The sequence below is a fragment of the Bradyrhizobium sp. CCBAU 45389 genome (assembly GCF_028128625.1).
Lineage (GTDB): Bacteria > Pseudomonadota > Alphaproteobacteria > Rhizobiales > Xanthobacteraceae > Bradyrhizobium > Bradyrhizobium liaoningense_B.
Window position 1 is genome coordinate 25413 of sequence record NZ_LBIY01000088.1, and the last position, 22852, is coordinate 48264.

Annotated in this window: 18 protein-coding genes and 1 tRNA gene; 14 read left to right on the forward strand and 5 right to left on the reverse strand. The window is 64.3% G+C overall.

The genetic code is table 11. The features are described 5' to 3' along the window. Positions 1 to 12 precede the first annotated feature (12 nt). The 9 genes from XH79_RS18020 to XH79_RS18060 all read left to right on the forward strand — a co-directional run bounded on the left by XH79_RS18020 (position 13) and on the right by XH79_RS18060 (position 10417). A complete protein-coding gene (locus XH79_RS18020) occupies positions 13 to 1128 on the forward strand; it encodes an alpha/beta fold hydrolase (RefSeq protein ID WP_271582478.1) in 1116 nt (371 codons plus the stop codon). A gap of 143 nt (positions 1129 to 1271) precedes the next feature. Beyond that, the gene (locus tag XH79_RS18025) at positions 1272 to 3305 is read left to right on the forward strand and encodes an NAD(+) synthase (protein WP_271582479.1); all 2034 of its coding nucleotides are present in this window, start codon (positions 1272 to 1274) and stop codon (positions 3303 to 3305) included. Positions 3306 to 3341: 36 nt separating this feature from the next. Further along, positions 3342 to 3725 (forward strand): GrlR family regulatory protein, encoded by a 384-nt coding sequence (locus tag XH79_RS18030; protein ID WP_271582480.1) that lies wholly within the window; start codon positions 3342 to 3344, stop codon positions 3723 to 3725. Between the two features lie 448 nt (positions 3726 to 4173). Continuing rightward, positions 4174 to 4989 carry a sugar phosphate isomerase/epimerase family protein gene (locus tag XH79_RS18035; RefSeq protein WP_271582481.1) on the forward strand — a complete coding sequence of 272 codons (816 nt, stop codon included), beginning with the start codon at positions 4174 to 4176 and terminating at the stop codon, positions 4987 to 4989. A gap of 29 nt (positions 4990 to 5018) precedes the next feature. Next, positions 5019 to 6656 carry an ABC transporter substrate-binding protein gene (locus XH79_RS18040; protein WP_271582482.1) on the forward strand — a complete coding sequence of 546 codons (1638 nt, stop codon included), beginning with the start codon at positions 5019 to 5021 and terminating at the stop codon, positions 6654 to 6656. Positions 6657 to 6658: 2 nt separating this feature from the next. After that, positions 6659 to 7642, forward strand: a complete 984-nt coding sequence (locus XH79_RS18045; RefSeq protein ID WP_271582483.1) for an ABC transporter ATP-binding protein — start codon at positions 6659 to 6661, stop codon at positions 7640 to 7642. Beyond that, on the forward strand, positions 7639 to 8631 hold the full coding sequence (locus XH79_RS18050) for an ABC transporter ATP-binding protein (RefSeq protein WP_271582484.1): 993 nt from the start codon (positions 7639 to 7641) through the stop codon (positions 8629 to 8631). Before XH79_RS18045 ends, XH79_RS18050 begins: the two co-directional genes overlap by 4 nt. Next, a complete protein-coding gene (locus XH79_RS18055; RefSeq protein WP_271582485.1) occupies positions 8631 to 9560 on the forward strand; it encodes an ABC transporter permease in 930 nt (309 codons plus the stop codon). Before XH79_RS18050 ends, XH79_RS18055 begins: the two co-directional genes overlap by 1 nt. Continuing rightward, entirely contained in the window at positions 9557 to 10417 is an 861-nt protein-coding gene (locus XH79_RS18060; RefSeq protein ID WP_271582486.1) for an ABC transporter permease, read from the forward strand. The genes XH79_RS18055 and XH79_RS18060 overlap by 4 nt, the downstream gene beginning before the upstream one ends. 39 nt (positions 10418 to 10456) lie before the next feature. Here XH79_RS18060 and XH79_RS18065 read toward each other — a convergent pair whose 3' ends face one another. Together XH79_RS18065 and XH79_RS18070 are read right to left on the reverse strand one after the other, a co-directional pair. Then, a complete protein-coding gene (locus XH79_RS18065; RefSeq protein WP_271582580.1) occupies positions 10457 to 11833 on the reverse strand; it encodes a SagB/ThcOx family dehydrogenase in 1377 nt (458 codons plus the stop codon). 94 nt (positions 11834 to 11927) lie between these two features. Beyond that, a complete protein-coding gene (locus XH79_RS18070; RefSeq protein WP_271582581.1) occupies positions 11928 to 14174 on the reverse strand; it encodes a TOMM precursor leader peptide-binding protein in 2247 nt (748 codons plus the stop codon). Between the two features lie 798 nt (positions 14175 to 14972). Between XH79_RS18070 and XH79_RS18075 the strand changes: the two genes are divergently transcribed. The 3 genes from XH79_RS18075 to XH79_RS18085 all read left to right on the forward strand — a co-directional run bounded on the left by XH79_RS18075 (position 14973) and on the right by XH79_RS18085 (position 18437). After that, positions 14973 to 15842 carry a VOC family protein gene (locus tag XH79_RS18075; RefSeq protein ID WP_271582487.1) on the forward strand — a complete coding sequence of 290 codons (870 nt, stop codon included), beginning with the start codon at positions 14973 to 14975 and terminating at the stop codon, positions 15840 to 15842. 181 nt (positions 15843 to 16023) lie between these two features. Continuing rightward, on the forward strand, positions 16024 to 17874 hold the full coding sequence (ilvD, locus tag XH79_RS18080; protein ID WP_271582488.1) for a dihydroxy-acid dehydratase: 1851 nt from the start codon (positions 16024 to 16026) through the stop codon (positions 17872 to 17874). Positions 17875 to 18113: 239 nt separating this feature from the next. Next, the gene (locus XH79_RS18085; protein WP_212336430.1) at positions 18114 to 18437 is read left to right on the forward strand and encodes a hypothetical protein; all 324 of its coding nucleotides are present in this window, start codon (positions 18114 to 18116) and stop codon (positions 18435 to 18437) included. A 901-nt stretch (positions 18438 to 19338) separates the two neighbouring features. Here XH79_RS18085 and XH79_RS18090 read toward each other — a convergent pair. Then, a complete protein-coding gene (locus tag XH79_RS18090) occupies positions 19339 to 19917 on the reverse strand; it encodes a hypothetical protein (protein ID WP_271582489.1) in 579 nt (192 codons plus the stop codon). A gap of 345 nt (positions 19918 to 20262) precedes the next feature. On the opposite strand from XH79_RS18090, the gene XH79_RS18095 reads away from it, so the two are divergent. Next, positions 20263 to 20556 (forward strand): hypothetical protein, encoded by a 294-nt coding sequence (locus tag XH79_RS18095; RefSeq protein ID WP_271582490.1) that lies wholly within the window; start codon positions 20263 to 20265, stop codon positions 20554 to 20556. A 541-nt stretch (positions 20557 to 21097) separates the two neighbouring features. Here the strand turns inward: XH79_RS18095 and XH79_RS18100 are convergent. Continuing rightward, positions 21098 to 21595: a hypothetical protein gene (locus XH79_RS18100; protein ID WP_271582491.1), complete on the reverse strand. Its 498-nt coding sequence runs from the start codon at positions 21593 to 21595 to the stop codon at positions 21098 to 21100. Between the two features lie 322 nt (positions 21596 to 21917). Between XH79_RS18100 and XH79_RS18105 the strand changes: the two genes are divergently transcribed. Beyond that, a tRNA-Ser gene (locus XH79_RS18105) sits at positions 21918 to 22007 on the forward strand. 335 nt (positions 22008 to 22342) lie between these two features. Here XH79_RS18105 and XH79_RS18110 read toward each other — a convergent pair. Further along, complete coding sequence (locus XH79_RS18110) at positions 22343 to 22735, reverse strand: cupin domain-containing protein (RefSeq protein WP_271582492.1); 393 nt, start codon at positions 22733 to 22735, stop codon at positions 22343 to 22345. Positions 22736 to 22852 lie beyond the last annotated feature (117 nt).

Genomic DNA, 22852 nt, shown 5'->3' on the forward strand with positions numbered 1-22852 from the left:
CGCGAGATAGACGTGGTGGACAAGACAGGCAAACAGCCGGGCAGACCGGATCACATGCCCGACGACCCGCTGCTGTGGCCGTTTGCAACGGCGCGGCTCGCCATGGATGCCTGCTTCTGGTGGATGGAGCGCGGGCCGGCCGAGCCGGCCGACAGCAGCCTGCCGTGGACGACGCCGAGCACGGTGGCGCTGGAGCTTGCAACCATGCGCCTGCGCGAATGCGCGACGGACCGGTCCGGCCGGCCGGCGCTGGTCTGCGCGCCCTATGCGCTGCACCGGGCCCTGATCGCCGATTTCGCGCCCGGCCACAGCGTGGTGCAGTCGCTGCAAAATGGCGGCATCGACCGGGTCTATCTCACCGACTGGCGGTCGGCGACATCAGACATGCGCTATCTCTCGATCGACAGCTATCTTTCGGATCTCAACGTCGCCATCGACGAGATCGGCGCGCCGGTGGACCTCGTCGGTCTGTGTCAGGGCGGCTGGCTGTCGCTGCTCTATGCGGCGCGCTTTCCGGCCAAGGTGCGGCGCCTGGTGCTGGCAGGCGCGCCGGTCGACCTGTCGATCGACTCGGCGATGTCGCGGCTCGCCCGCAACGCGCCCGGCATGGTCTACGACCAGCTCGTCGCGCGCGGCGGCGGCAATGTCAGCGGCAAAGAGATGTTGCGCGTCTGGTCGAAGGCGCCAAGCCGCGAGGATATCGCAGCCGCTTTGCAGAAGGAGCTCTCCGACGAGGAAGGCGCTGCGCTGCTCGCGCGCTTCGACCAGTGGAATGTGGAGCCTCTCGATCTGCCCGGCACCTATTATCTGGAGATCGTCAACTGGATATTCCGGGAGAACCGGATTGCCGCCGGCAACTTCGTCGCGCTCGGCCAAAAGGTTCGTCTCAAGGACGTCAAGGCGCCGATCTTCCTGCTGGCGGGGCTCGACGACGAGGTGGTGCCGGCGACGCAGGCGCTCGCCACCGCCGGGCTCGTCGGTACACCGCCGGCCTTCATTGCGGCGGCCTCCGAGCCGAGCAATCATCTCGGCCTGTTCATGGGCGCACGGACCCACTTGCATGCCTGGCCCCGGATTGCCGAGTGGCTGCGGAACGATCTGTCCGGGGTCCTGGCCCGCAGCGCTTGAGGTCGCCGGGCGCAGGACCGGCCGGGACGCAAATCCGTTATGCATGATGGTGGATGGCCTGCACGGGGCCAGATCGATGGGCTACATATGATCGGAGCTGACGGCGGTGGCCGCCGGGAGAAGACTTAAAGGTACTGCGCTCGATGACTTTCCACTCGATCTACACCCACGGATTTGCGCGCGTGGCGGCCTGCGTGACCACCTCCCATGTGGCCGATCCCGCGGCCAATGCGAAGGCGATCCTGGCGGCGGCCAACGCCTGCCACGAGCAGTCGGTGGCGGTTGCCGTGTTTCCCGAGCTGTGCCTGTCCGGTTATGCGATCGAGGATTTGGTGAAGCAGGATCCGCTGCTCGATGCGGTCGAGCGCGGGCTCGCCACCATCGTCGAGGCCTCCGCCGCGCTGATGACCGTACTGATCGTCGGCGCACCGCTGCGCTTTGGTCACCGCATCTACAATTGCGCCGTCGTCATCCATCGCGGCAACGTCCTTGGCGTCGTGCCGAAGTCCTACCTGCCGACTTACCGCGAATTCTACGAGGGACGCCATTTCGCCTCCGGCACCGGGATCGCCGGCGAGACCATTTCCTTTGGCGGTCTGCACGCCCCGTTCGGCGTCGACCTGCTGTTCGCGGCCGAGGACGTCCCGGGCCTGACCATCGGCGTCGAGATCTGCGAGGACATGTGGATCCCGGTGACGCCGGCCTCGGAGCTCGCGCTGGCGGGTGCCAGCGTGCTGATCAATCTCTCGGGCAGCCCGATCACGATCGGCCGGGCCCGCTCGCGCGCGCTGCTGTGCCAGTCGACCTCCGCGCGCTGTCTCGCGGCCTATGTCTATTCCGCCGCCGGGGCAGGGGAATCGACCACGGATCTGGCCTGGGACGGCCAGACCTCGATCTACGAGAACGGCGTGCTGCTGGCCGAAGGCGAGCGGTTCCGCCAGGGCGGCCAGATCACCTATGCCGACGTCGACCTCGATCTGCTCCGGCAGGAGCGCGCCCTGATGGGCACGTTCGACGACAACCGCCGCCAGCGCGAGGCGTTCTTCCGCAAGGTGACGTTCGCCCTGAAGCCGCCGGCCGCCGATATCGGATTCCTGCGCAAGATCGAGCGCTTCCCGTTCGTGCCCAGCGATGAGAGCCTGCTCGAGCAGGATTGCTACGAGGCCTACAACATCCAGGTCGCCGGCCTCGTGCAGCGCATGCGCGCGACCGGCACCAAGCGCGTCGTGATCGGTGTCTCGGGCGGTCTTGATTCCACCCACGCCCTGATCGTCGCCGCCAAGGCGGTCGACCTGCTCGGCCTGCCGCGTGAAAACATCCTTGCCTACACCATGCCGGGCTTTGCCACCGGCAGCGAGAGCAAGACCAATGCGCTGGCGCTGATGAAGGCGTTGCAGACGACGAGTCAGGAGCTCGACATCCGCACCACGGCGACGCAGATGTTGAAGGACATCGGCCATCCCTTCGGCAAGGGCGAGAAGGTCTACGACGTCACCTTCGAGAACGTGCAGGCGGGCCTGCGCACGGACTATCTGTTCCGCCTCGCCAATCATCACGGCGGCATCGTCATCGGAACCGGCGATCTCTCCGAGCTCGCGCTGGGCTGGTGCACCTATGGCGTCGGCGACCAGATGGCGCATTACAACGTCAACGCCGGCGTGCCGAAGACGCTGATCCAGCATCTGATCCGCTGGGTGATCGCCTCGAAACAGTTCAGCGCCGACGTGAACCGGACCCTGGGCTCGATCCTCGCGGCCGAAATCTCGCCTGAGCTGGTGCCCGTGCAGCCCGGCGAGAAGCCGCAGAGCACGGAAGCTTCCGTCGGCCCCTACGAGTTGCAGGATTTCAACCTGTTCTACACGCTGCGCTTCGGCATGCGGCCGTCCAAGATCGCCTTCATGGCGCTCCAGGCGTGGAGGGACGTCGGCAAGGGCGAATGGCCGCCGGCGTTCCCAAACGACAAGCGCCGGGCCTATGATCTTCCCGAGATCCGGCGCTGGTTAGAGGTGTTCCTGCGCCGCTTCTTCGCCTTCAGCCAGTTCAAGCGCTCGGCCATGCCGAACGGCCCGAAAGTGTCGGCGGGCGGCTCATTGTCGCCGCGCGGCGACTGGCGCGCGCCGTCGGATTCGAGCGCCGCGGCCTGGCTCGAGGATCTCGATCGCAACGTACCGAACTGATTGGCGCGGCGGATCGATATTGCTGGGAGCGTTCTGATGTCGGCCGGGGAAGGCTCAGAAGCGGGTGAAGGGGCCAGCGTCGTCAACGGCCTCTACATCTTCGACATCGAAATGCGCGAGGGCAAGCGCGGGCAGGCGCGGGGTGTGGTCGTGCTCTGCGACGGCCGGATCATGGGCGGCGACAGCTATTTCTACTACACCGGCAGCTACACGTTCCGGAACGGGAAGTGGCGCGGTGACATGATCGTCAACCAGCATACTGAAGCGGTCGGCCGGACGCTTGTGTTCGGGGGCAGGGAGGTCACCTGCGGCTTTTCCGGCGACTATTTCCCCGGCGGCGCCGAAGTCGAGGGCATGGCGCTGGTCGGCAAGGTCAGCGTGACGTTCACGGCGCGGCTGACGCTGAAGGATGCGATGTGAGCTGACGCGCGAGCTTTGTCGCGGCAATCACATCTGGATTCAGGGATATGCTGGCGTACTCGCGCTGATGGAAAGCGCGAGGTCCGGAGTGCCTAGGAGTCCGGACCTCGTCACCTTGCCCCAGCCTTCGATCCCCCGCCCCATGTGGTCCCCCAACCCCTTGGTGCGCGATCAGAGGGTGATGCCCCTGGAACTGGCCGCCGATCGATGTCGCGCGATGTACGCGAGATCGAAATAGGATTCCATTCCGGATCACTACGGACACGATTCAGCTTGCTTCTGCGGCAAGCTGCACGTGCCTGCATCGACGGCAGCGTGCTGCACAACATCGATGCGATGCGCGGGATGTCCACATCTGCCCGACGCCGCGGGACCTTGGTTTCACGGGCCTGTCATTGAACTGGTCTAGCGCTGCTCACGTCATCGTCGACGGTTGAAGGAGCAAGCCATGTCGAAGCCGGTGTTGGGCGCCGCATTGTCGATCAGATCGATCCCCGCGCATCGCGACTGGCTCCTGGAACGGCAGCGCGATCTCGAGATCCAGGATTTCTTCCGCGCCGATCTGCTCGACGGCGACTGGCGTAGCGCGGCCGGCGAGATCAAGCAGATGCTCGCGGGCCATACCGGCCGGCTCGGCATTCACGGGCCGTTCTGGGGCTTCAAGATCGACAGCCACGATCCGATGATCCGCCAGGCTGTGACCAAGCGCCTGCTGCAGGGGCTGGAGGCCGCCGAGTTCCTCGGTGCGACGCAGATGGTGATCCATTCACCGTTCACGACCTGGGACCACAACAATCTCGATCTCTATCCTGATAACCGCGCCAACATCGTCGAGCGCGTCAAGGCGACGCTCGCCGAAGTGATCGCGCGCGCCGAGACGATCGGCTGCGAGATCGTCATCGAGAACATCGAAGACAAGGATCCGCGCGACCGCGTGCGCCTCGCCAAGGCGCTCGAAAGCAACAAGGTCCGCGTTTCGCTCGATACCGGTCACGCCAACTACGCGCATGTCTCCACCAGCGCGCCGCCGGTCGACTATTACGTCGAGACCGCCGGCGACATGCTGACGCATGTCCATCTCCAGGACACCGACGGCTTTGCCGACCGGCACTGGGCGCCGGGCGAAGGCAATATCCCGTGGGTCGCCGTGTTCCGCGCGCTGGGCCGCCTGACCTCGAACCCGCGGCTGATCCTCGAGCTCCGCAACCACGACGACGTCCGCAAGGGCGCAGCGCATCTCGCCGCGCTCGGTCTCGCCGAATAACCAGATCACGGAGGGCAGGGCTTATCATCATGAGCAAACTTACCCGTCGCACCATCCTGAAATCCGGCGGCGCGGCCGCAAGCACGCTGCTGCTGCCGCGCTTTGCGATCGGGCAGAGCGACAATCGGCCGTCGGTGACGATCGCCGTGCAGAAGGTGACCAATTCGAACGTGCTCGACGTGCTGCGCGAGCAGTCCAATGTCGGCGAGCGCGTGTTCTTCTCCTCGATCTGGGAAGGCCTGATCTCCAAGAACTGGCGCGGCAGCCTCGAGGCCGTGCCGGGGCTTGCCACCGAGTGGCGCCGCATCGACGATCAGACCGTCGAGGTGAAGCTGCGCCGGGGCGTCAAGTTCCACAACGGCGACGAACTCACGGCCGAAGACGTCGTCTTCACCTTCAGCCGTCAGCGCATGTTTGGCGAGACCGAGGCCAAGAGCCGCTCCACGATCCAGGCCTTCGAGAAGATCCCGACGCCGCGGCCGGGCAAGGAGCTGCCGCCCGACGTACCCGCCGTTGCCCGCCGCATCTGGCCGGACCTCGTGCGCGTCGATGCCGTCGACAAGTACACCGTGCGCTTCTACAACGCGACGCCCGACGTCACCATCGAGGGCCGGCTGTCGCGCTACGGCTCCGACATTGCAAACCGCCGCGCCTGGGAAGAATCCGCGAGCTATCTCGACTGGGCGCGCAAGCCGGTTACCACCGGTCCGTACAAGGTCGTCGAGCTCAAGCCCGACGTGTCGCTGACCCTGGAAGCGCATGACGAATATTGGGGCGGCCGTCCGCCGCTCAAGCGCATCCGCTTCCTCGAAGTCCCTGAAGTCGCGAGCCGCATCAACGGGCTGCTCTCGGGCGAATACCAGTTCGCCTGCGACATCCCGCCGGACCAGATCGCCGGCATCGAGAAGAACGCCGCCTTCGAAGTGCAGGGCGGCACCATCCTCAATCACCGCCTGACCGTGTTCGACAAGAACCACGCCGTGCTCGCCAATCCGCTTGTCAGGCGCGCCTTCACCCATGCGATCGACCGCCAGGCCATCGTCGACAGCCTGTGGGCCGGCCGCACCCGCGTGCCGAAGGGCCTGCAGTGGGAGTTCTACGGCGACATGTTCAACGCCGACTGGAGCGTGCCGGCCTATGATCCGAAGCTCGCGCAGGATCTGCTCAAGCAGGCCAATTACAAGGGCGATCCGATCCCGTACCGCCTGCTCAACAACTACTACACCAACCAGGTCGCGACCGCGCAGATCCTGGTTGAGATGTGGAAGTCGGTCGGCCTCAACGTGCAGATCGAGACCAAGGAGAACTGGTCGCAGATCATGGAGCGTGCGCCCACGCGCGCCGTGCGCGACTGGTCGAACTCGGCCGCCTTCAACGATCCGGTCTCCTCGCTGGTCGCCCAGCACGGGCCGAACGGCCAGCAGCAGCAGATCGGCGAATGGACCAACGCCGAGCTGAACACGCTCTCGGAGTTCCTGGAGACCTCGACCGACCGGGCCGCGCGCAAGAAGGCGTTCCGCCGCATGCTGGAGATCGCCGAGCGCGAGGATCCCGCCTATACGGTGCTGCACCAGAACGCGACCTTCACGGCCAAGCCGAAATCGATCAAGTGGAAGGCCTCGCCCGCCTTCGCGATGGATTTCCGCGCCGGCAATTTCGAGGCCTGAAGGTGTCGCCGCTGGTCAGAATCGAAGGCCTGAGCGTCGCCTTCAATGGCGTGCCGGTGCTACGTGGTGTCGACCTCGCTCTCGGCAAGGGCGAGGCCGTCGGCCTCGTCGGCGAGTCCGGCTCCGGCAAGTCGGTGACGTGGCTCGCCGCGCTCGGCCTGCTGCCGCGGCACGCGAAGGTCTCGGGTTCTGTACGGCTCGACGGACGCGAACTCCTTGGCGCGCCGGCCGCCGAACTCGACCGCGTCAGGGGCGGGCGGGTCGCCATGATCTTCCAGGATCCGGCGAGCGCGCTCAATCCGGTGCTGACCATCCGCAGGCAGCTCTGTGAGGCATTGGCGCTGCATCGCGATCTCCAGGGCGAGGCGGTGAAGGCCGAAGCGAAGCGGCTGCTCGACCTCGTCGGCATTCCCGACGCAGGCAGGCGGCTCTCTGCTTACCCTCACGAATTCTCCGGCGGCCAGGTCCAGCGCATCATGATCGCGATGGCGCTCGCGGGAAATCCGGACCTCTTGATCGCGGACGAGCCGACCACCGCACTCGACGCCACCATCCAGGCGCAGATTTTGGAGCTGCTCTCCACCATCCGTCGCGAGATGAACATGGCGATGGTGCTGATCAGCCACGATCTCGGCGTCGTCGCCGAAAACTGCGACCGCGTCGCCGTGATGTATGCCGGCCGCATCGTCGAGCAGGCGCCCAGCAACCAGCTCTTCGCCGATCCCGTGCATCCCTATGCGCAGGGCCTGATTGGCGCACTGCCGCCGCTCGACGGACCGCGCCGCCGTCTCACCGCCATATCAGGGACGGTGCCCGATCCCGCGCACATGCCCAGCGGCTGCGCCTTCGCGCCGCGCTGCGCGCTGGCGGCCGAGCCGTGCGGCCTTGCCGCGCCGAGCCTCGCGCTCATCAGCGACGACCGTACCGTGGCCTGTATCCGCGCCGAGGCGTCGCGCCGCGCGCTGCTCGGGATCGCCGCCGAATGAGCGCGCCGCTCGTCGAAATCTCCGCGATTTCCCGCAGCTACAGCATGCGTTCCGGAATGTTCGGGCGAGCTACGGCCGTACATGCGGTCGACGGCGTGTCGCTGACGATTCCCAAAGGTGAGACGCTGGGCCTTGTCGGCGAGTCCGGTTCGGGCAAATCCACCACGGGCCGCATCGTGCTCGGCCTCGAGCCGCCCGATCGCGGCGAGGTGCGGTTCGAGGGCAAGCCGATGGCCGCGCCGGGAACGGACGCATGGCGCACGCAGCGGGCGCGGATGCAGATGATCTTCCAGGACCCGCTGGGGGCGCTGGACCGGCGCCTGCCGGTCGCAACGCAGATCCGCGAGCCGCTGGACATTCACGGCGTCGGCACGCCCGCCGAGCGCGAGGAGCGGGTGCGCGAATTGCTGCGCGCGGTCGAACTGACGCCGGCGCATGGTGCGCGCTATCCGGGCGCACTCTCGGGCGGACAGCGCCAGCGCATCGTGCTGGCGCGGGCGCTGGCCACAAAACCCGATTTCCTCGTCTGCGACGAGCCGGTCAGCGCGCTCGACGTCTCGATCCAGGCGCAGGTGGTCAACCTGCTTTGCGATCTCCAGGCGCAGCTTGGCCTGACGCTGCTGTTCATCAGCCACGATCTGCGCGTTATCAGGCAGATCAGCACTGTCGTCGCCGTGATGTATCTCGGCCGCATCGTCGAGATCGGCAACGCCGACGATCTGTTCGCACGCCCGGAGCATCCGTATACGCAGGCGCTGGTCTCGGCCTCGCCCGCGCCGGGCCGCCGCAGCGCCGGCCGCATCGTGCTCGCAGGCGATCCGCCGAACCCGGCGGCGCGTCCGCAAGGCTGCGCCTTCCATCCGCGCTGCCCGCGGGCGATTGCGCGCTGCGCGAGCGAGGTGCCGGCGCTCTCGACGGTCGGCGGCGGCAGACAGGTCGCCTGCCATCTCGTCACCGGGCCGCAGGCCGAAACGCGGGACGCGGCCTGATGGGACGCTATTTCGCCATTCGCATCGGACGCGCCGCGCTCACGATCGTCCTCGTCGTCACCTTCGCCTTCGTCGTGCTGCGGCTGTCAGGCGATCCCGCCCTGATGATTTTGGGACCGGAAGCGCCGCCAGAGGTGATCGCCGCCTTCCGGAAGGCCTGGGGCCTCGATGATCCCATCTGGTTCCAGTATCTCGACTACTTCAGCGCGATCGCGCGAGGAGAGCTCGGCCGCTCCATGCGCGACGGCCGGCCCGCGATCCAGCTCGTGCTGGAGCGGATTCCGGCAACGCTGGCGCTGACGCTGCCGGCGTTCTTCTTCAAGGTCGCGCTCGGCGTTCCCGCCGGCATCTACGCCGCGCTGCATCGCGGCTCGGGCATCGATCGTGCCGTGATGATGACGGCGGTTGCGGGATTCACTGTGCCAAGCTTCGTCCTCGCGCTGCTGCTCGTACTCGTCTTCGCCGTGCAGCTCGGCTGGCTGCCTTCGGGCGGACAGGACAGCTGGCGCCACGCCATTTTGCCGATCACGACGCTGAGCCTCGGCGGCGCCGCCGTGCTGGCGCGCTTCACCCGCAGCGCGATGCTGGAGGTGCTCGGCCAGCCCTATATCCGCACGGCTTCGGCCAAGGGCGTGCCGTGGCGCAAGGTGGTGACCTCGCATGCGCTGCCGAACGCGGCGATCCCGACCGTCACCATTTTGGGCTTCATGGTGGGCACGCTGATCGCGGGTGCGGTCGTGGTCGAGAGCGTGTTCGCCTGGCCGGGAGTAGGGCGCCTGCTCGTCGTTGCGGTTGCCAACCGCGACCTCGCGGTCGTGCAATGCATCCTGCTGCTGGTGGCGATGACCATGGTGACGTCGAACCTGATCGTCGACTTTCTGTACGGCTTCCTCGATCCGCGCCTGCGCGCCAAAGGAGCGCACGCATGACGGATGCGACGTTGAAGGATACGGCCGCGCGCCGCCGCATCAACCTTCCCGCAATTCCTGTCTCCGTCGCGCTCGCGATTACGTGGATCGTCGCGATGCTGGTGATCGCGGCCTTCGCCGAGAAGATCGCGCCTTACGGCTTCACCCAGCTCGACCTGCGCAACCGGCTCGCCGCGCCCGGCAATGTCGCGCACTGGCTCGGCACGGACGAGCTTGGCCGCGACGTGCTGTCGCGCCTCCTGGTCTCGATCCGCATCTCACTGCTGATCGCCTTCGGCGCCACCGCGATCTCGGCCATCGTCGGCACCACGCTCGGCTTCCTCGCCGCGCATTTCCGCGGGGCGATCGAGCAGCTCGTGCTGATGCTGACCGACTTCCAGGCCAGCATGCCGTTCCTGATCATGGCGCTCGCGGTGCTCGCCTTCTTCGGCAATTCGCTGCCGCTCTTGATCGGCCTGATGGGCCTGTTCGGCTGGGAGCGCTATGCCCGCATCGCGCGGGGCCTTGCCATCTCCGCCAATGCGCAAGGCTACGCCGCAGCCGTCCGGCAGTTAGGGGCGACGCCGTCGCGGATTTACCTCCGGCACATCCTGCCTAACATCGCCTCGACCCTGATCGTCTCGACCACGCTGGTCTTTCCCGAGGTGATCCTGATGGAATCCGGCCTGTCCTTCCTCGGCCTCGGCGTGCAGCCGCCGATGACCAGCCTCGGCAACATGGTCGGCTATGGCCGCGAGTACCTGACCCGGGCGCCCTGGATCATGCTGGCGCCGGCGACCACCATCGTCGTGACCACGCTGGCGGTCTCCGTCATCGGCGACTGGCTGCGCGATCGGCTCGATCCGACGTTGCAATAGCGCGACTGGTTTGAGCCGCGAGCCGGTTTGCCGCCGCTTCTAGCCTTGGACCTCCGGCGTCCTGCCGCGCCCGAGCGCAAATTGACCGACCGGGCCCTCGATATGTAGTTCCAGCTCCGTCATTTTCGCGAACAGATCGATGTCGGTCGTCCCGATGGCGCAGCCGCCGAGGCCCATATCGGTCGCCGCCAGGTAAAGCGTCTGAATCAGGCTGCCGACATTCTTCAGGATCAACGAATATGCGATTGAGCTGTATTTCCAGGAGACCCGCCCAAAACGCGCCGCGATCGTGATCAGGATTTGTGGCTGACCCGGCGCGTCCATGGCGAACTGGGCAGCCGCCAAATGCGCCTGGAGTTGTTGGGGGGAAGCGCTGATTGCGACTAGCGCGTGGCTCCCTGCATCGTAGTGGTAGAGTCCGCGCGCAAGCCCGTCGCAGTTCGCGACGGTTAGGTACAATTCCAGCTCGTAAGCGCTGCCCGCCGACGGATAAGGCCTTGTGCTGTAGGTGACGTCGGGACCGCCCTCGAAATACGGCTCGCTCTTCCATTCGGACACGACGCGCGCCGTGGTGTCGAGAAACTGCGCGAGTTCGCCGAGCGTGACCGGATTCTTGTCGTCGAAATCCCGTGTTGAATGGCGTTCGCGCAACAGCTTCGGGAAGCGGGAGTTCGGCTCCGGGGCGGGGAATTTGCGCAGGTCGATCTTGCTGCCGGGCCAGCGCGGACGCACCGCGGGCGGCGGCGGAACGACGCTCGCGTAGGTGAAGGCGGCACCGACCGGATTGGCTTGCCGACCCTCTGTGCTTCGCGTGTGAAACACCAGATCGTGGAAATCCCAGAGAACGAGATTGCCGTCGCCTTCATCCACTCGCAGGCCTTGTCCGTCTTTCGCATCGAGCTTGAGCAGAATCTGGCTGTCCACCAGCAGCTCCAGGAGAAGGAGGTTGAAGTTGGGTGCCTTCGTCTTGAGCTTGCCGATCTTCTGAGGCTGCGATAGCGCAGCAAGGGTGGCGGCAATGGCGGGATCGCCAATCCGGAACAGCGCGCCGGCGCGTGGCGATTCCAGCACCAACTCGTTGCCGCGCCGGCGAAGAAAGGCAAAGCGCGATAGCACAATGGTGTCACGACTGCCCAGCTTGGCGCGCCGCGGCCAGTATTCGGGGACTTGGGGCTCGATGACCACGAGGTCCCGCTCGTCATGCGAGGAGGAGAGGCGGTATTCCAGAAGCCCCTGCCGGGCCAGGCGATGCACCAGTGCGTCGATGTCCCTGGCGAGGCTGCTCTTGCCTGCGAACGAAGCGAGCGGAAGACCGGTGCTCAGACGTCGCGCACGGTCCATCGCAGCCGCGCTGAATTGTCCGAGGTTGACGGAATAGTCGCCGAGAGAGGCGGCGATGTTTCCGTCCGGCTGCATCTGGAGGGAGAAGCGTTGGCTCAATCGGGCCGCGATGTCCGGCGCGATCTTCCTGGTCGGCTTTTTCCGGAGAGCGCGCACGAAAAGCAGGCCTTCAGGTGTGTGGAAGGAATGAAGTCAGATCGCTTTCCGGTCGCGGCCGGTCCAACAATCCGAGCTTCACCGGCACATCGTAGAGGCGGCCCGGTGCGAAGCGGCGATAAAAATGACGCAAGCCGGGAACGAGCACTCTGACGACCGGAACCTCGACGTCGGGACGCGTCTGGTCGAGGACGAGGAAATCGTAGCCTGCACGGGCGGCGATCTCGACGCAGGCGATGACCTGGTCCCGCGTGTTGTCGTGAAGCTTGAGGCTCGGTGCCGGGGGGACGATAGGGCGATCGCTCGGTGTCAGGAACGGGTAGTCTTCCAGACGCAACGGTGTGACACCGTCGAGGGTCGGCTTCTCGCCGCTCGCACCGCTCATCATGCTGACGGACATGAATTGGGTCAGCTCGGTGAGGGAGCGCAGCAGGGCTATGCGGCGGTCGAAATGCGCGCCGGAACCGAACTCGATATGCTCGTGTCCATTCTGCATCCAGTGCATGATTGCCACGTAGGTCGGAATGCCGAGATCGGTGGTGACATCGAGCACCCACAGCTTGCGACCGGCTTCCGCAAATTGAGACTGGAGATCGCGGACATAGAAATCGTCGAACTGCTCGAGGTCGACCTCGGCGCGCTGCACCCGGTTGTACCACCAGATCGCGTAGGCATCGCGTTCGATCAGTTCGAGGAAGCCCTGGACAATCGCTTCGTCGCGGGTGTTGCCGGCCGCGCACCCGTTGGAATCCGTATGAAAGCCGCCATAAAAGAAGTACAGGAGGCCCGTCGGCAGATATTTGAAGCGTTTGTCGCGCAACGATGAGACCGGCGACCACTCGGTCTTCGTCGAAGGATCGAACGGCTCGGGAACCGGATGGGAATCGTCCGGTTGCTGGAGAAATCTGTTCTTGAACTGCGTTTCACTGAAGAGCTGGACATCGTTGGGAAGAAGGGCGTCGCCAGGCGCGAAATCGGCAAATCGACGCGTCGTCCTGATCTCATCGCCCTGGAAAATGCCCGAATAGCGTTCGATCGATTCCATCAGCGCGCTGGCTTCGCCCTGCTCGGCGGTCGAGCCCTTGCCAAAGCTGCCGCCGCTCAATCCGGACCTGAGCTGGTCGATGCTGTGGGCGGGCGCGGAGAAATTATGCTGGGCGAAGTAGTTGGTGTTCATCGGCAGATCGACGTCGATTCGTTCGAGCCTGGTCACCACCCCTGTCAGTGGGCTCACATGCTTGCGGAAACGCGACACCGTCGCGCGCGACGTCACGGTGCGATATCCACCGCTGGTCATGACGAGCCTTTTGCCTTCGGCAATTTCGACCAGGGCCGGAGATCGGCGCGGGTTGTTCAGCTTCCTGCTGCCGCAGGTCGGACATTGCGGACGTCGCGTCACGTAGTGCTTGGCGATGGCGGCGCCGGTCAGGTCGAGGCTTGCGATGTGATCGCACAAATCGGTGCGAAAATCCGAGGCGATTGCCTTGGCGATCTCGACGGCCGCAAAATGGATTCCAGCCTGGCCGACGCTTTCTCTGACGAGCGGCGATGTGGCGACCGCACGCGCCGGTCCCCGGTCAAGAAACCCCTTGATCTCCCGGTTGCGGATCATGCGATCGAACAGGCAGGTCCAGCAGGCGCTCTCGCCAGGTTTGAACACGGGCCCGACCAGCGGAAACGGGCCGGATGGCTGTACCAGCAACCAGGGCGTCTTGCCGGTTACGCGTTCCTGGTTCAGTTCAGCAAGTCGCCTGTCGAGATAGTCGTTCGTCAGCGTGATCGTGAACTTCGGCGCTCGCTTGGCGATTTGAACACCGAGCTTGCTCAACGCCGCGGTCAACTCCTTGGCGCCCTTGACGTCAATCGACTCGACCTGCACGGGGCTATTGCGGAGATTTTGTTCCGCGATCTCCAAAGGGATGCCGAGGCTCGCCAGGAAGCCGCCGACGGCGCCGTCGAACGCTTTCGGGTTCCGCGCAACGACATATCGGCGATCGAGGAGCCGCCTGATCGCTTCCTCGATCTTGTTGGCCGGAAACTGCTTCGAAAGCTGGCTGATGATCTCCGGCCAAGCCTTGCCATGTTTTCCGATCGCGGTGGCCAAGGCACAGTAGAGCTCGCCGTGCAGGAAGAACTTGCGGTCCTCGGAATAAAGGCAGACCGCATCGGGAGGCAGTACGTAAGCGGTAAAGTTCGGTGCAAATCGGAGAATGTCTTTGCGGGTCAGCCGCGCAGCGCGGGTCTTGCGAGTTGCAGTCATTGAGTCAGCACGCTGATCCTGTTGCCGATGCAAGCGCCGTAGCGAAATCAAGCGATTGGCCGGCCCCTCTCTGGAGGCCGGCCAATGACCTATCAACCCGTGAATTTGACATTCGCAAGGCGCCGGGGCCTAGCACAGGCGGCAACGGCCCCACGATGCGCAGCAACCCGCGCATGATACGCCGCATCCCACCACGGCACAGCCGACGGCACACCCCGCACATCGGCAACCAACGCCACATCGGCAACCACGGCAAGCCCGACAGCCTCTGCAGCCGCGGCAACCGCCGCATCCGCGCCATGCCAGCTGCACGCGGCTGCCGGCGTTTTCCTTGTCGAAGAGATGGAAGGTGGCCAGGCTGACGTCAGCCATTTCCTCTTCATCGAGCGTGATTGCTTGATCGACTCCCAGGTGGGGCAATTGTTGCAGGTCGGATGTCGGCACCGCCGACGCCGATGCGCCTCCCGCCAGCGAGAACGTCAACCCTGCGGCTCCGAACGCCGGCACGGCGACTTTGGTTACTCGCTTCTTCCCTTTAGAAGTCTTCTTCGCCTGCCGCATGGTCGAACCTCCGAGCATTGCAAGAAGCGTCCCAGCCGCGGTAAGCCTACGCCCAGGAAGTCACGCGAGCAACAATTTCGCGCACAAAAGCGCGGTGCCGCACGGTCAGGATGTATTCATCTTCCTGAACGGCATCGGCACGGCCGGTTGATACAACGCATCAACGATCCACGCTGTTGGTGCGCGCAGCTTGGTGCAGTGCCGCAAGCGCATCGAATCTTGAACGGAGAGATCGCCGTGGCAGATCGATCAGGGCGTTTCGCTTGGTATGAGCTCCTGACCACGGATGTCGCGGCGGCGGGCGCTTTTTACCGTAAGGCCGTCGGCTGGGGCGTGAAGGATGAATCGACCCCTGAACTGCCTTATACGGTGCTTCGTAGCGGCGGCGCTCCGCTGGGCGGACTTATGGAGATCCCGGAAGAGGGGCGCAGATTGGGGGCGACGCCGCGGTGGATGGGATACGTCGCCGTCGACGACCTCGACGCGACCGCCGTGCAGATCAGACGTCTTGGAGGTACGATCCTTGTGCCTCCGACCGACACCAATATTGGCCGCATAGCAGTCGTTGCCGATCCGCAGGAGGCGACTTTCGGGCTGATCAAAGAACCGCCATATGGCCGACGAAAACCGGGCCGGCTGGATGAGCCTGGGCGCGTAGGCTGGCATGAGTTACTGGCCGCCGACCGGACCCTGATCTTCGATTTCTACAGCGAACTATTCGGTTGGCAGAAGGCCGAGGCTCAAAGCGAACCAGCGGCCTGGTATCAACTGTTTTCGGCGGGTGGGCAGACGGTCGGCGGAATGCTCACGAAACTTCCGAGCGTGACGCAGCCGAGCTGGCTGCATTACTTCAATGTCGACGACATCGGTGCTGCCACGAAACATGTGAATGCTGGCGGTGGCCGGATCCTCCAGGGTCCGATTGAATTGCCCGATGGCTGCTGGATCGCGCGATGTGTTGATCCCCAGGGGGCCCTGTTTGCATTGCAGGGCGCCCGAGGTCAGACAGGCATTGAGCCATCCTCGGCCTCGGAAATCGGCTGGTCCGCCAAGTGGGGTGGCATTGCCTCCCAGGGGAGAATTGTGCTGCCCAAGCCGAAGCCCTAGCTACAGCGTCTGCCCGGAGCTGACGCGACCTTGCAATAGCCCGCGCCGGGAGCAGGGGAGCCCTGTCCGGGCCAAGTTCCCGTTGCGCCGGCCCGGCCCGTGCGCTATCCGGCCGGAAAGGCCTGAGGCGGCTCCACATTTTCCCCGCCCGGCCGGTCAAACCCCGAGGACGGAAACCGCCATGCCAGCCTATCGCTCCCGCACCACCACCCACGGCCGCAACATGGCGGGCGCCCGCGGCCTCTGGCGCGCGACCGGCATGAAGGACAGCGATTTCGGCAAGCCGATCATCGCCGTCGTCAACTCCTTCACCCAGTTCGTGCCCGGCCACGTCCATCTCAAGGACCTCGGCCAGCTCGTCGCCCGCGAGATCGAGCAGGCCGGCGGCGTCGCCAAGGAGTTCAACACCATCGCGGTCGACGACGGCATCGCCATGGGCCATGACGGCATGCTCTACAGCCTGCCGTCGCGCGAGTTGATCGCCGACAGCGTCGAGTACATGGCCAACGCCCATTGCGCCGACGGCCTCGTCTGCATCTCCAACTGCGACAAGATCACGCCCGGCATGCTGATGGCCGCGCTGCGGCTCAACATCCCCGCCGTGTTCGTCTCGGGCGGGCCGATGGAAGCCGGCAAGGTCAAGCTGCAGGGCAAGACCAAGGCCGTCGACCTCATCGATGCCATGGTCGCTGCGGCGGACTCGAAAGTCAGCGACGAGGACGTCAAGGTGATCGAGCGCTCGGCGTGCCCGACCTGCGGCTCCTGCTCGGGCATGTTCACCGCCAATTCCATGAACTGCCTCACCGAAGCGCTGGGCCTCGCGCTCCCTGGCAACGGCTCGGTGGTCGCAACCCATGCCGACCGCAAGCGCCTGTTCGTCGAGGCCGGCCACACCATCGTCGACCTCGTCCGCCGCTATTACGAGCAGGACGATGCTTCGGTGCTGCCGCGCAACATCGCGAACTTCAAGGCGTTCGAGAACGCGATGACGCTCGACATCGCCATGGGCGGCTCGACCAACACCGTGCTGCATCTGCTCGCCGCGGCCCATGAAGGGCAGGTGGAGTTCACCATGCGCGACATCGACCGGCTGTCGCGCCGCGTGCCCGTGCTCTGCAAAGTCGCGCCCTCCGTCGCCGACGTGCATGTCGAGGACGTGCATCGCGCCGGCGGCATCATGGGCATTCTGGGCGAGCTCGACCGCGCCGGCCTGATCGATACCTCGGTCTCGACCGTGCATGCACCGACCATGAACGAGGCCCTGGAGCGCTGGGACATCAAGCGCTCCAAGAGCGAGGCGGTGCGCACCTTCTATCGCGCCTCGCCCGGCGGCATCCCGACCCAGGTCGCCTTCAGCCAGGAGCGCCGCTACGACGAGCTCGATGCCGATCGCGAGAAGGGCGTCGTGCGCAACATCGAGCACGCCTTCAGCAAGGACGGTGGTCTCGCCGTGCTCTACGGCAACCTCGCGCAGGACGGCTGCATCGTGAAGACCGCCGGCGTCGACGCCTCGATCCTGAAATTCTCCGGTCCCGCGCGCGTGTTCGAAAGCCAGGACGCCGCGGTCGAAGGCATTCTGGGCGGCAAGGTCGTGGCCGGCGAGGTCGTGGTCATCATCTATGAAGGCCCGCGCGGCGGCCCCGGCATGCAGGAGATGCTGTATCCGACCAGCTACCTGAAATCGATGGGCCTCGGCAAAGCCTGCGCGCTCGTCACCGACGGACGCTTCTCCGGTGGCTCGTCCGGCCTGTCGATCGGCCACCTGTCGCCGGAAGCCGCCGAAGGCGGCAACATCGGTCTGGTGCGTACCGGCGACATCATCGCCATCGACATCCCGAACCGCAGCATCACGCTGGAGGTCCCCGACGAGGAGCTTGCGAGCCGCCGCGCAGCGGAAGAGGCGAAGGGTGATTCCGCCTGGCAGGCGGTGGGCCGCAAGCGCAACGTCTCCACCGCGCTGCAGGCCTATGCTGCACTCACCACCAGCGCCGCGCGCGGCGCGGTGCGCGAGGTGAAGCGTCGCTCGAACTGAGCGCCTCTTGCACGGACGTGACCGCGAACGCCGCGGTTGCACATGGTCAACGAGTTCTGAACGGCCGGCGAAAGCCGGCCGTTCGCATTAAGGATGCCTCCACGTACTTCAGCAAGTTCGGATTTTGCTGCGTATACTGCGATCGACCTTTCGCAAATCCATTTCGGGCAACTGGGGCACCACGCACAATGTCTCGTACTCTTGCTGTCGTTTTCTCGACTGCCGTCGCCGCGATTTCGATGACGGGCGCAGCCTCTGCCGGCTGCTACAATTGCTACACGCCGCCGCCCTGCACGACCTGCTATCAGCAGCAATATGCGCCGCCGCAGTATCGCACCGTCGATGAAACCGTCATGGTCTCGCCGGGCTCCGTCGTCGCGCATCGCACGCCGGCGCAGTACCGCACCGTGATGGTGCCGCAGACCGTGATGGTCGCCCCGCCGGGCGTCCAGTACGAGCGCATCCCGCCGCAATATGCCACGCGCCAGCGCGTCGAAATGGTCTCGCCGGGTTATTCCTATTACGCCCCGGTGCAGATGGGCTGCGCCTCCTGCGGCTACTGACGCCCACACGACACGAACGAATTTGGCGCGGCGCTCCCTCGGGGCGCCGCGTTTTCTTTGGCCGCAAGCAAACGGGGCCCGGACCTGGAGCAGAAACTCCAGCCGGGCCCCGCAACCGGCAACGCCCTGGGCGGTGTCGACGGTGCCACCAAGCCTAGGGGAACAGGCTGACACGCGCCTGACGAAGCGATTTCCTTGAGAATGAGGGCGGCCGCCGCGTCGCACAAAGTTTCGCCTGCAGGTTGACATTTGATATTTCGGGAACTTTCGGCAATTGGTACATTGCCGTGTCATCGCCTGTAGGTCCGTGGGTATGGGGGAGCTGTCGTTGAACCGGGAATTAAAGGAGTTCCGTAGGCTCGAACGCGCTTGCAGAGAGCATGCGGCCATTGCTTCCTTCGACCTTGAGCGTGAGGGTCTTCTCAAGGTGGCCGAGTATTATCGGAAAGCGATCGAAGCCCTCCAAAGCGAGCCCACAGCGGACGGCCACCACCCGTAATTCTCCCCGACAGCCATCTGATGCCGAACATGCAGGGAGAAGCCGCCGCGGCGGTTGACGGCGCCCTGCGCGCCGCCATAAACAAGCGAGCCGACTTGGGTAGCAAAACGTAGCAGAGGCGACGAAACGTTCTCTGCGACGCGACGAAAAGCTCAGCAATTTCAAGTCTCGGAAGGGTGGCCGAGTGGTTTAAGGCACCGGTCTTGAAATACAGTTTTATTCGTTCCTTACCGTCCCCAGTCGTCCTTAGTCGTTTGTTTTTGTTTGCTTCTTGAGCGTGCCGCCTACTGGGTCGTACCGATCAATACTCAACCGTGTTTTCGCGTTGGGTGCCAATCGCGGTGCCAAAAGAATATGCCCGGGACGGGCCCGGGCATGTCGGTCTGTGCTGAGGTGAGGGGCCTAGGCGTATATTTCGCGGAACGATTCCGCCTCTTTCCCGCCCACCAGATCGATCAGTAGCCGGCGCGCCATCAGGGGGCGCCAGTCCATGGCCTCGTCGGGGTCGCGCCAATCCATGACGCAGGTCAGCAGAACCTCCACCTTCGCGGAGCGGCCGGCCTCCGTCTTCGCTGGAATGCTCCACATCTGCTCCACCAGCGCCGCCATCCTTTCGAAGTGCTGCTCGCTCAAAACCACGAGCTGATCGAGCCGCTGGACCTCAGGATTTTGGAAAACGACGTCCCAGCGCTCTCGGGAGCTGATGTAGCTGCCACGCTCCTTTTCTTGCTCCAAGAGCCGGTCGTATTCCGCCCTCCGAAGCTTATCCAGCCCGCAGGGCCCGTAGATTTCGTCATCGTGGGCGTGCCACGCCTCCCAAGCCTCAAAGACCTGCTCCTGGAGCTGTAGCAGGGCGCCATCATCGTCTGAGGATGCCAGGGCGCTTGTAGCCGCCAAAGGCGCGGCGGCCGCGCCAGCTGCCGCCGCCAGCCACTTGGAAAATTGCCGGCGCGTAGTAGGTATCTGCTTAGCCTGCATCATGGATCACTCCCATTTGTGGGTTAGAGCCGAGGACGGTGTTGCAAGCGCCGTCCCGGCTCGCTATAAATGTAATGACACTTATTATAAAGGTCAATACATTTATGGGGCGCCCCCCGGGAAAGATTCAGGATCGTCCCTTCCAGATGCGAGCGTCTGAGGAGTTCCTGAAGGCCATTGATGCATGGCGCCGAAGGCAAGAAGACCAGCCATCGCGTGCGGAGGCGATCCGTCGGCTGGTCGAGATCGGGCTAAAATCGAAGGCTAAGGACGGCCCTTAAAACCCCCGCTTGCGCTCGCCTGTCGGTTGCATGAGACTTGAGCCTTTCAAGTCGGGGCAACATTTCGATGGACAATACCACGACTGGTTTCCTCTGGAGCCTAGCGTTCATAACGATCGCGGCAGCATGGGCCGGCTGGCTCGCTCAAGGGTGGAAGCGCCGAAACGGCATCGCATGGGGGGCCGGTACTTTCATCGTGCTGTCGCCGCTACTTTTCTACGTCTACGCCACGACTGCCGAACATGGGCCAGAGTTATACAAGGACGTAACAGGCTGGGCTGTGCTCGGCTTCATGGTTGCCCTGACCGGCGCCATCGTCATGCTGATCGCCATCGCCGCGCTGCCGAAGCCAAAACAATGAACCTTCACGCGAAAGGCCGCCTGACTGCTATCTGCATGTTGGCGCTATTGGTGGTCGCGATCTGCTGGAGCCTATTTCAGTAAAGCCGCCGGCCGACTTTGGCGCGAACTATTTCCGGACGGTTTTCATGTTCGGTTTCGGCGCCCCCTGTACTATAGAGGGACCTCCGTTTCCGGCGCCTGCGTTCCTGATATTGGTAATCCGAACATATCTGAACGATTGGCCTACGCTTGCGAGTTCTCCAGACGCGCGCGCGATGGCGCCTCGCGCATGAAGACGGGCGAGCGCCTTCGACACGGCCGCCCTTGTTGCTGCGGTCTTCGGGCGGCGCAGAGCAGCGATGATATCGCGAGGAAGGGCCCACGCGGCTAAGCTGCCAGGCGTGCACTCCTCAAACGAGGGCCACTCCTCGAGAATCGCGAGAATGTCTAGCTGCAGTGGTGACAGACCTTTGCCCATGCTGGAGTATAACGGCTAACAATGTCCAAGGCCCGGACATTGTTAGCCGTTATCCACCGTTAGAGTTGGGGCCGGAGCGCGTTCAATCCTCCCCCTGGTCGCCGTGCAGGCTGGGGTTTGGCTTGTACGTCTCGATGCGCCCGCTATGGGTGCCTTCCGGAGACGGAGGCTCGGAAGCGGCAGCGATCGATCCGGTGTCGCGCGCCTTCTTCCAGTTGCTCGAGCCGTGCACCAGAGAGTCAGGCTTCTTGCCCATCAATTCCACGGCCTTTGACGGCGCCGCCGGCTTGCCCTCGTCGGTGATGAAGCCGCGGCGATTCTCGACCTGGCCGGTGTTCAGCGCGATGTCGTGAAACAGCTGGCACTCGCCGAGCTCGATCTCCTTGACGGCATCAATATAGGCGCCGGTCGTTGGAAAGCCGAAGGCGCCGCCGGCTAGCGGAATCGCGCTCGGCGCGTACTCATATTTGCCCTGCTTGCCGACATTGTGAATCGTCTGGATGCGCCCAAAATTGATCGGGCTGGTCGTTGTCGTGTCATAGGCCGTATCGGTCGCAATGGTGTAGGCGTTGACCGTCACGATCGCGTTCTGATCCGAATGGCCTTGCGGGTGATAGCAAGAAAGCGCGCCTCCGGTCAGCGCCAATCTTGCGAGCGCTCTCGCGCAGTTTGTCGAAGGCATTGCTGCTGGCACCCAGGGCCTTAAACCTGCTCTCGACCAGCTCGGTTTCCTCGCGAAGCCAGACATCACCTTGCGCGTCTATGCCCACTTGTTTAGGAACGACGACGGCAAGGCGGCAGCGGCGATCAATGCGGCGCTGGCAGGTTAGGTGCCAATCGGGTGCCAATTTCGCGGTTCGTTCTCTCAGAGCCGACCGCTAAGCAGTTGAATTTGTTGACTTGGAAGGGTGGCCGAGTGGTTTAAGGCACCGGTCTTGAAAACCGGCGTGCCCGCAAGGGTACCGTGGGTTCGAATCCCACCCCTTCCGCCAGGACATAAACGAAATCAACAGCTTAGGTCGATCGGCGCCAGCCAGCGCGCAAACGAGAGTACAATCATCGGAGGCAGGCCTCAGCGAGGCGAGAATTCATACCTCTCCAATCGCTCGATGGCTGCCTGGCGTTCGTGCTGGCCAAGCCAGATCAGCGCCAAAAGCAGCGTGCCGCAAAGCGCCGCCAGTCCAAAAACCAGACGCCTCATCGCCTGTGAATTCGAGTGCGTGGGCAAGGTTCCTGACGAGCCCGGTCCCGGCATCCGGCAGCGCGCCACTTTGTGCACTGCGTGGGCTGACGCGATGTCCGTCACGTGCAGTTGGCGAACTTGATCCTACTTCTTGACCGGCTCGGAAATGGGCTTGCCTTTCTCGACGACGAAAACGTTGAATGTCTTCGCAGGGGAGGCCGCTTTGTTGTTGGCCTCGTGAACGACACCGGGCTCGTTGTGATAGGACTGGCCCGCCGCGTAGGTCTTGGGCTCCGCGCCTTCTTTCCGGCCGACCACTTCGCCTTCGAGGACGGTCGTGTATTCGTCACCAGGATGCGTGTGAAGCCCCGTTCCGGAGCCGGGAGGCCACTCGACAATGAGCGCAACGACCTCCTTGTCAGGCTGGCCGGTCAGGGGCTCCTTTTGCACCGGCGTGATCTTCAGCTTAGGGGCGTCTTGCGCGAGAAGGGGCGTCGGCGCGCAAAGGCCGGCGACCAGCACGAGCGACAGCAGCAACTCGGATCGTCTCATTGGCTTCCCCCTACAAGTCACTGTTGATGAAATCACTGCAGATCATGACGACGCGCGATGACGTCATGGGTCATGGCGGCTGTCCTTAAAGAAGGAAGCGTA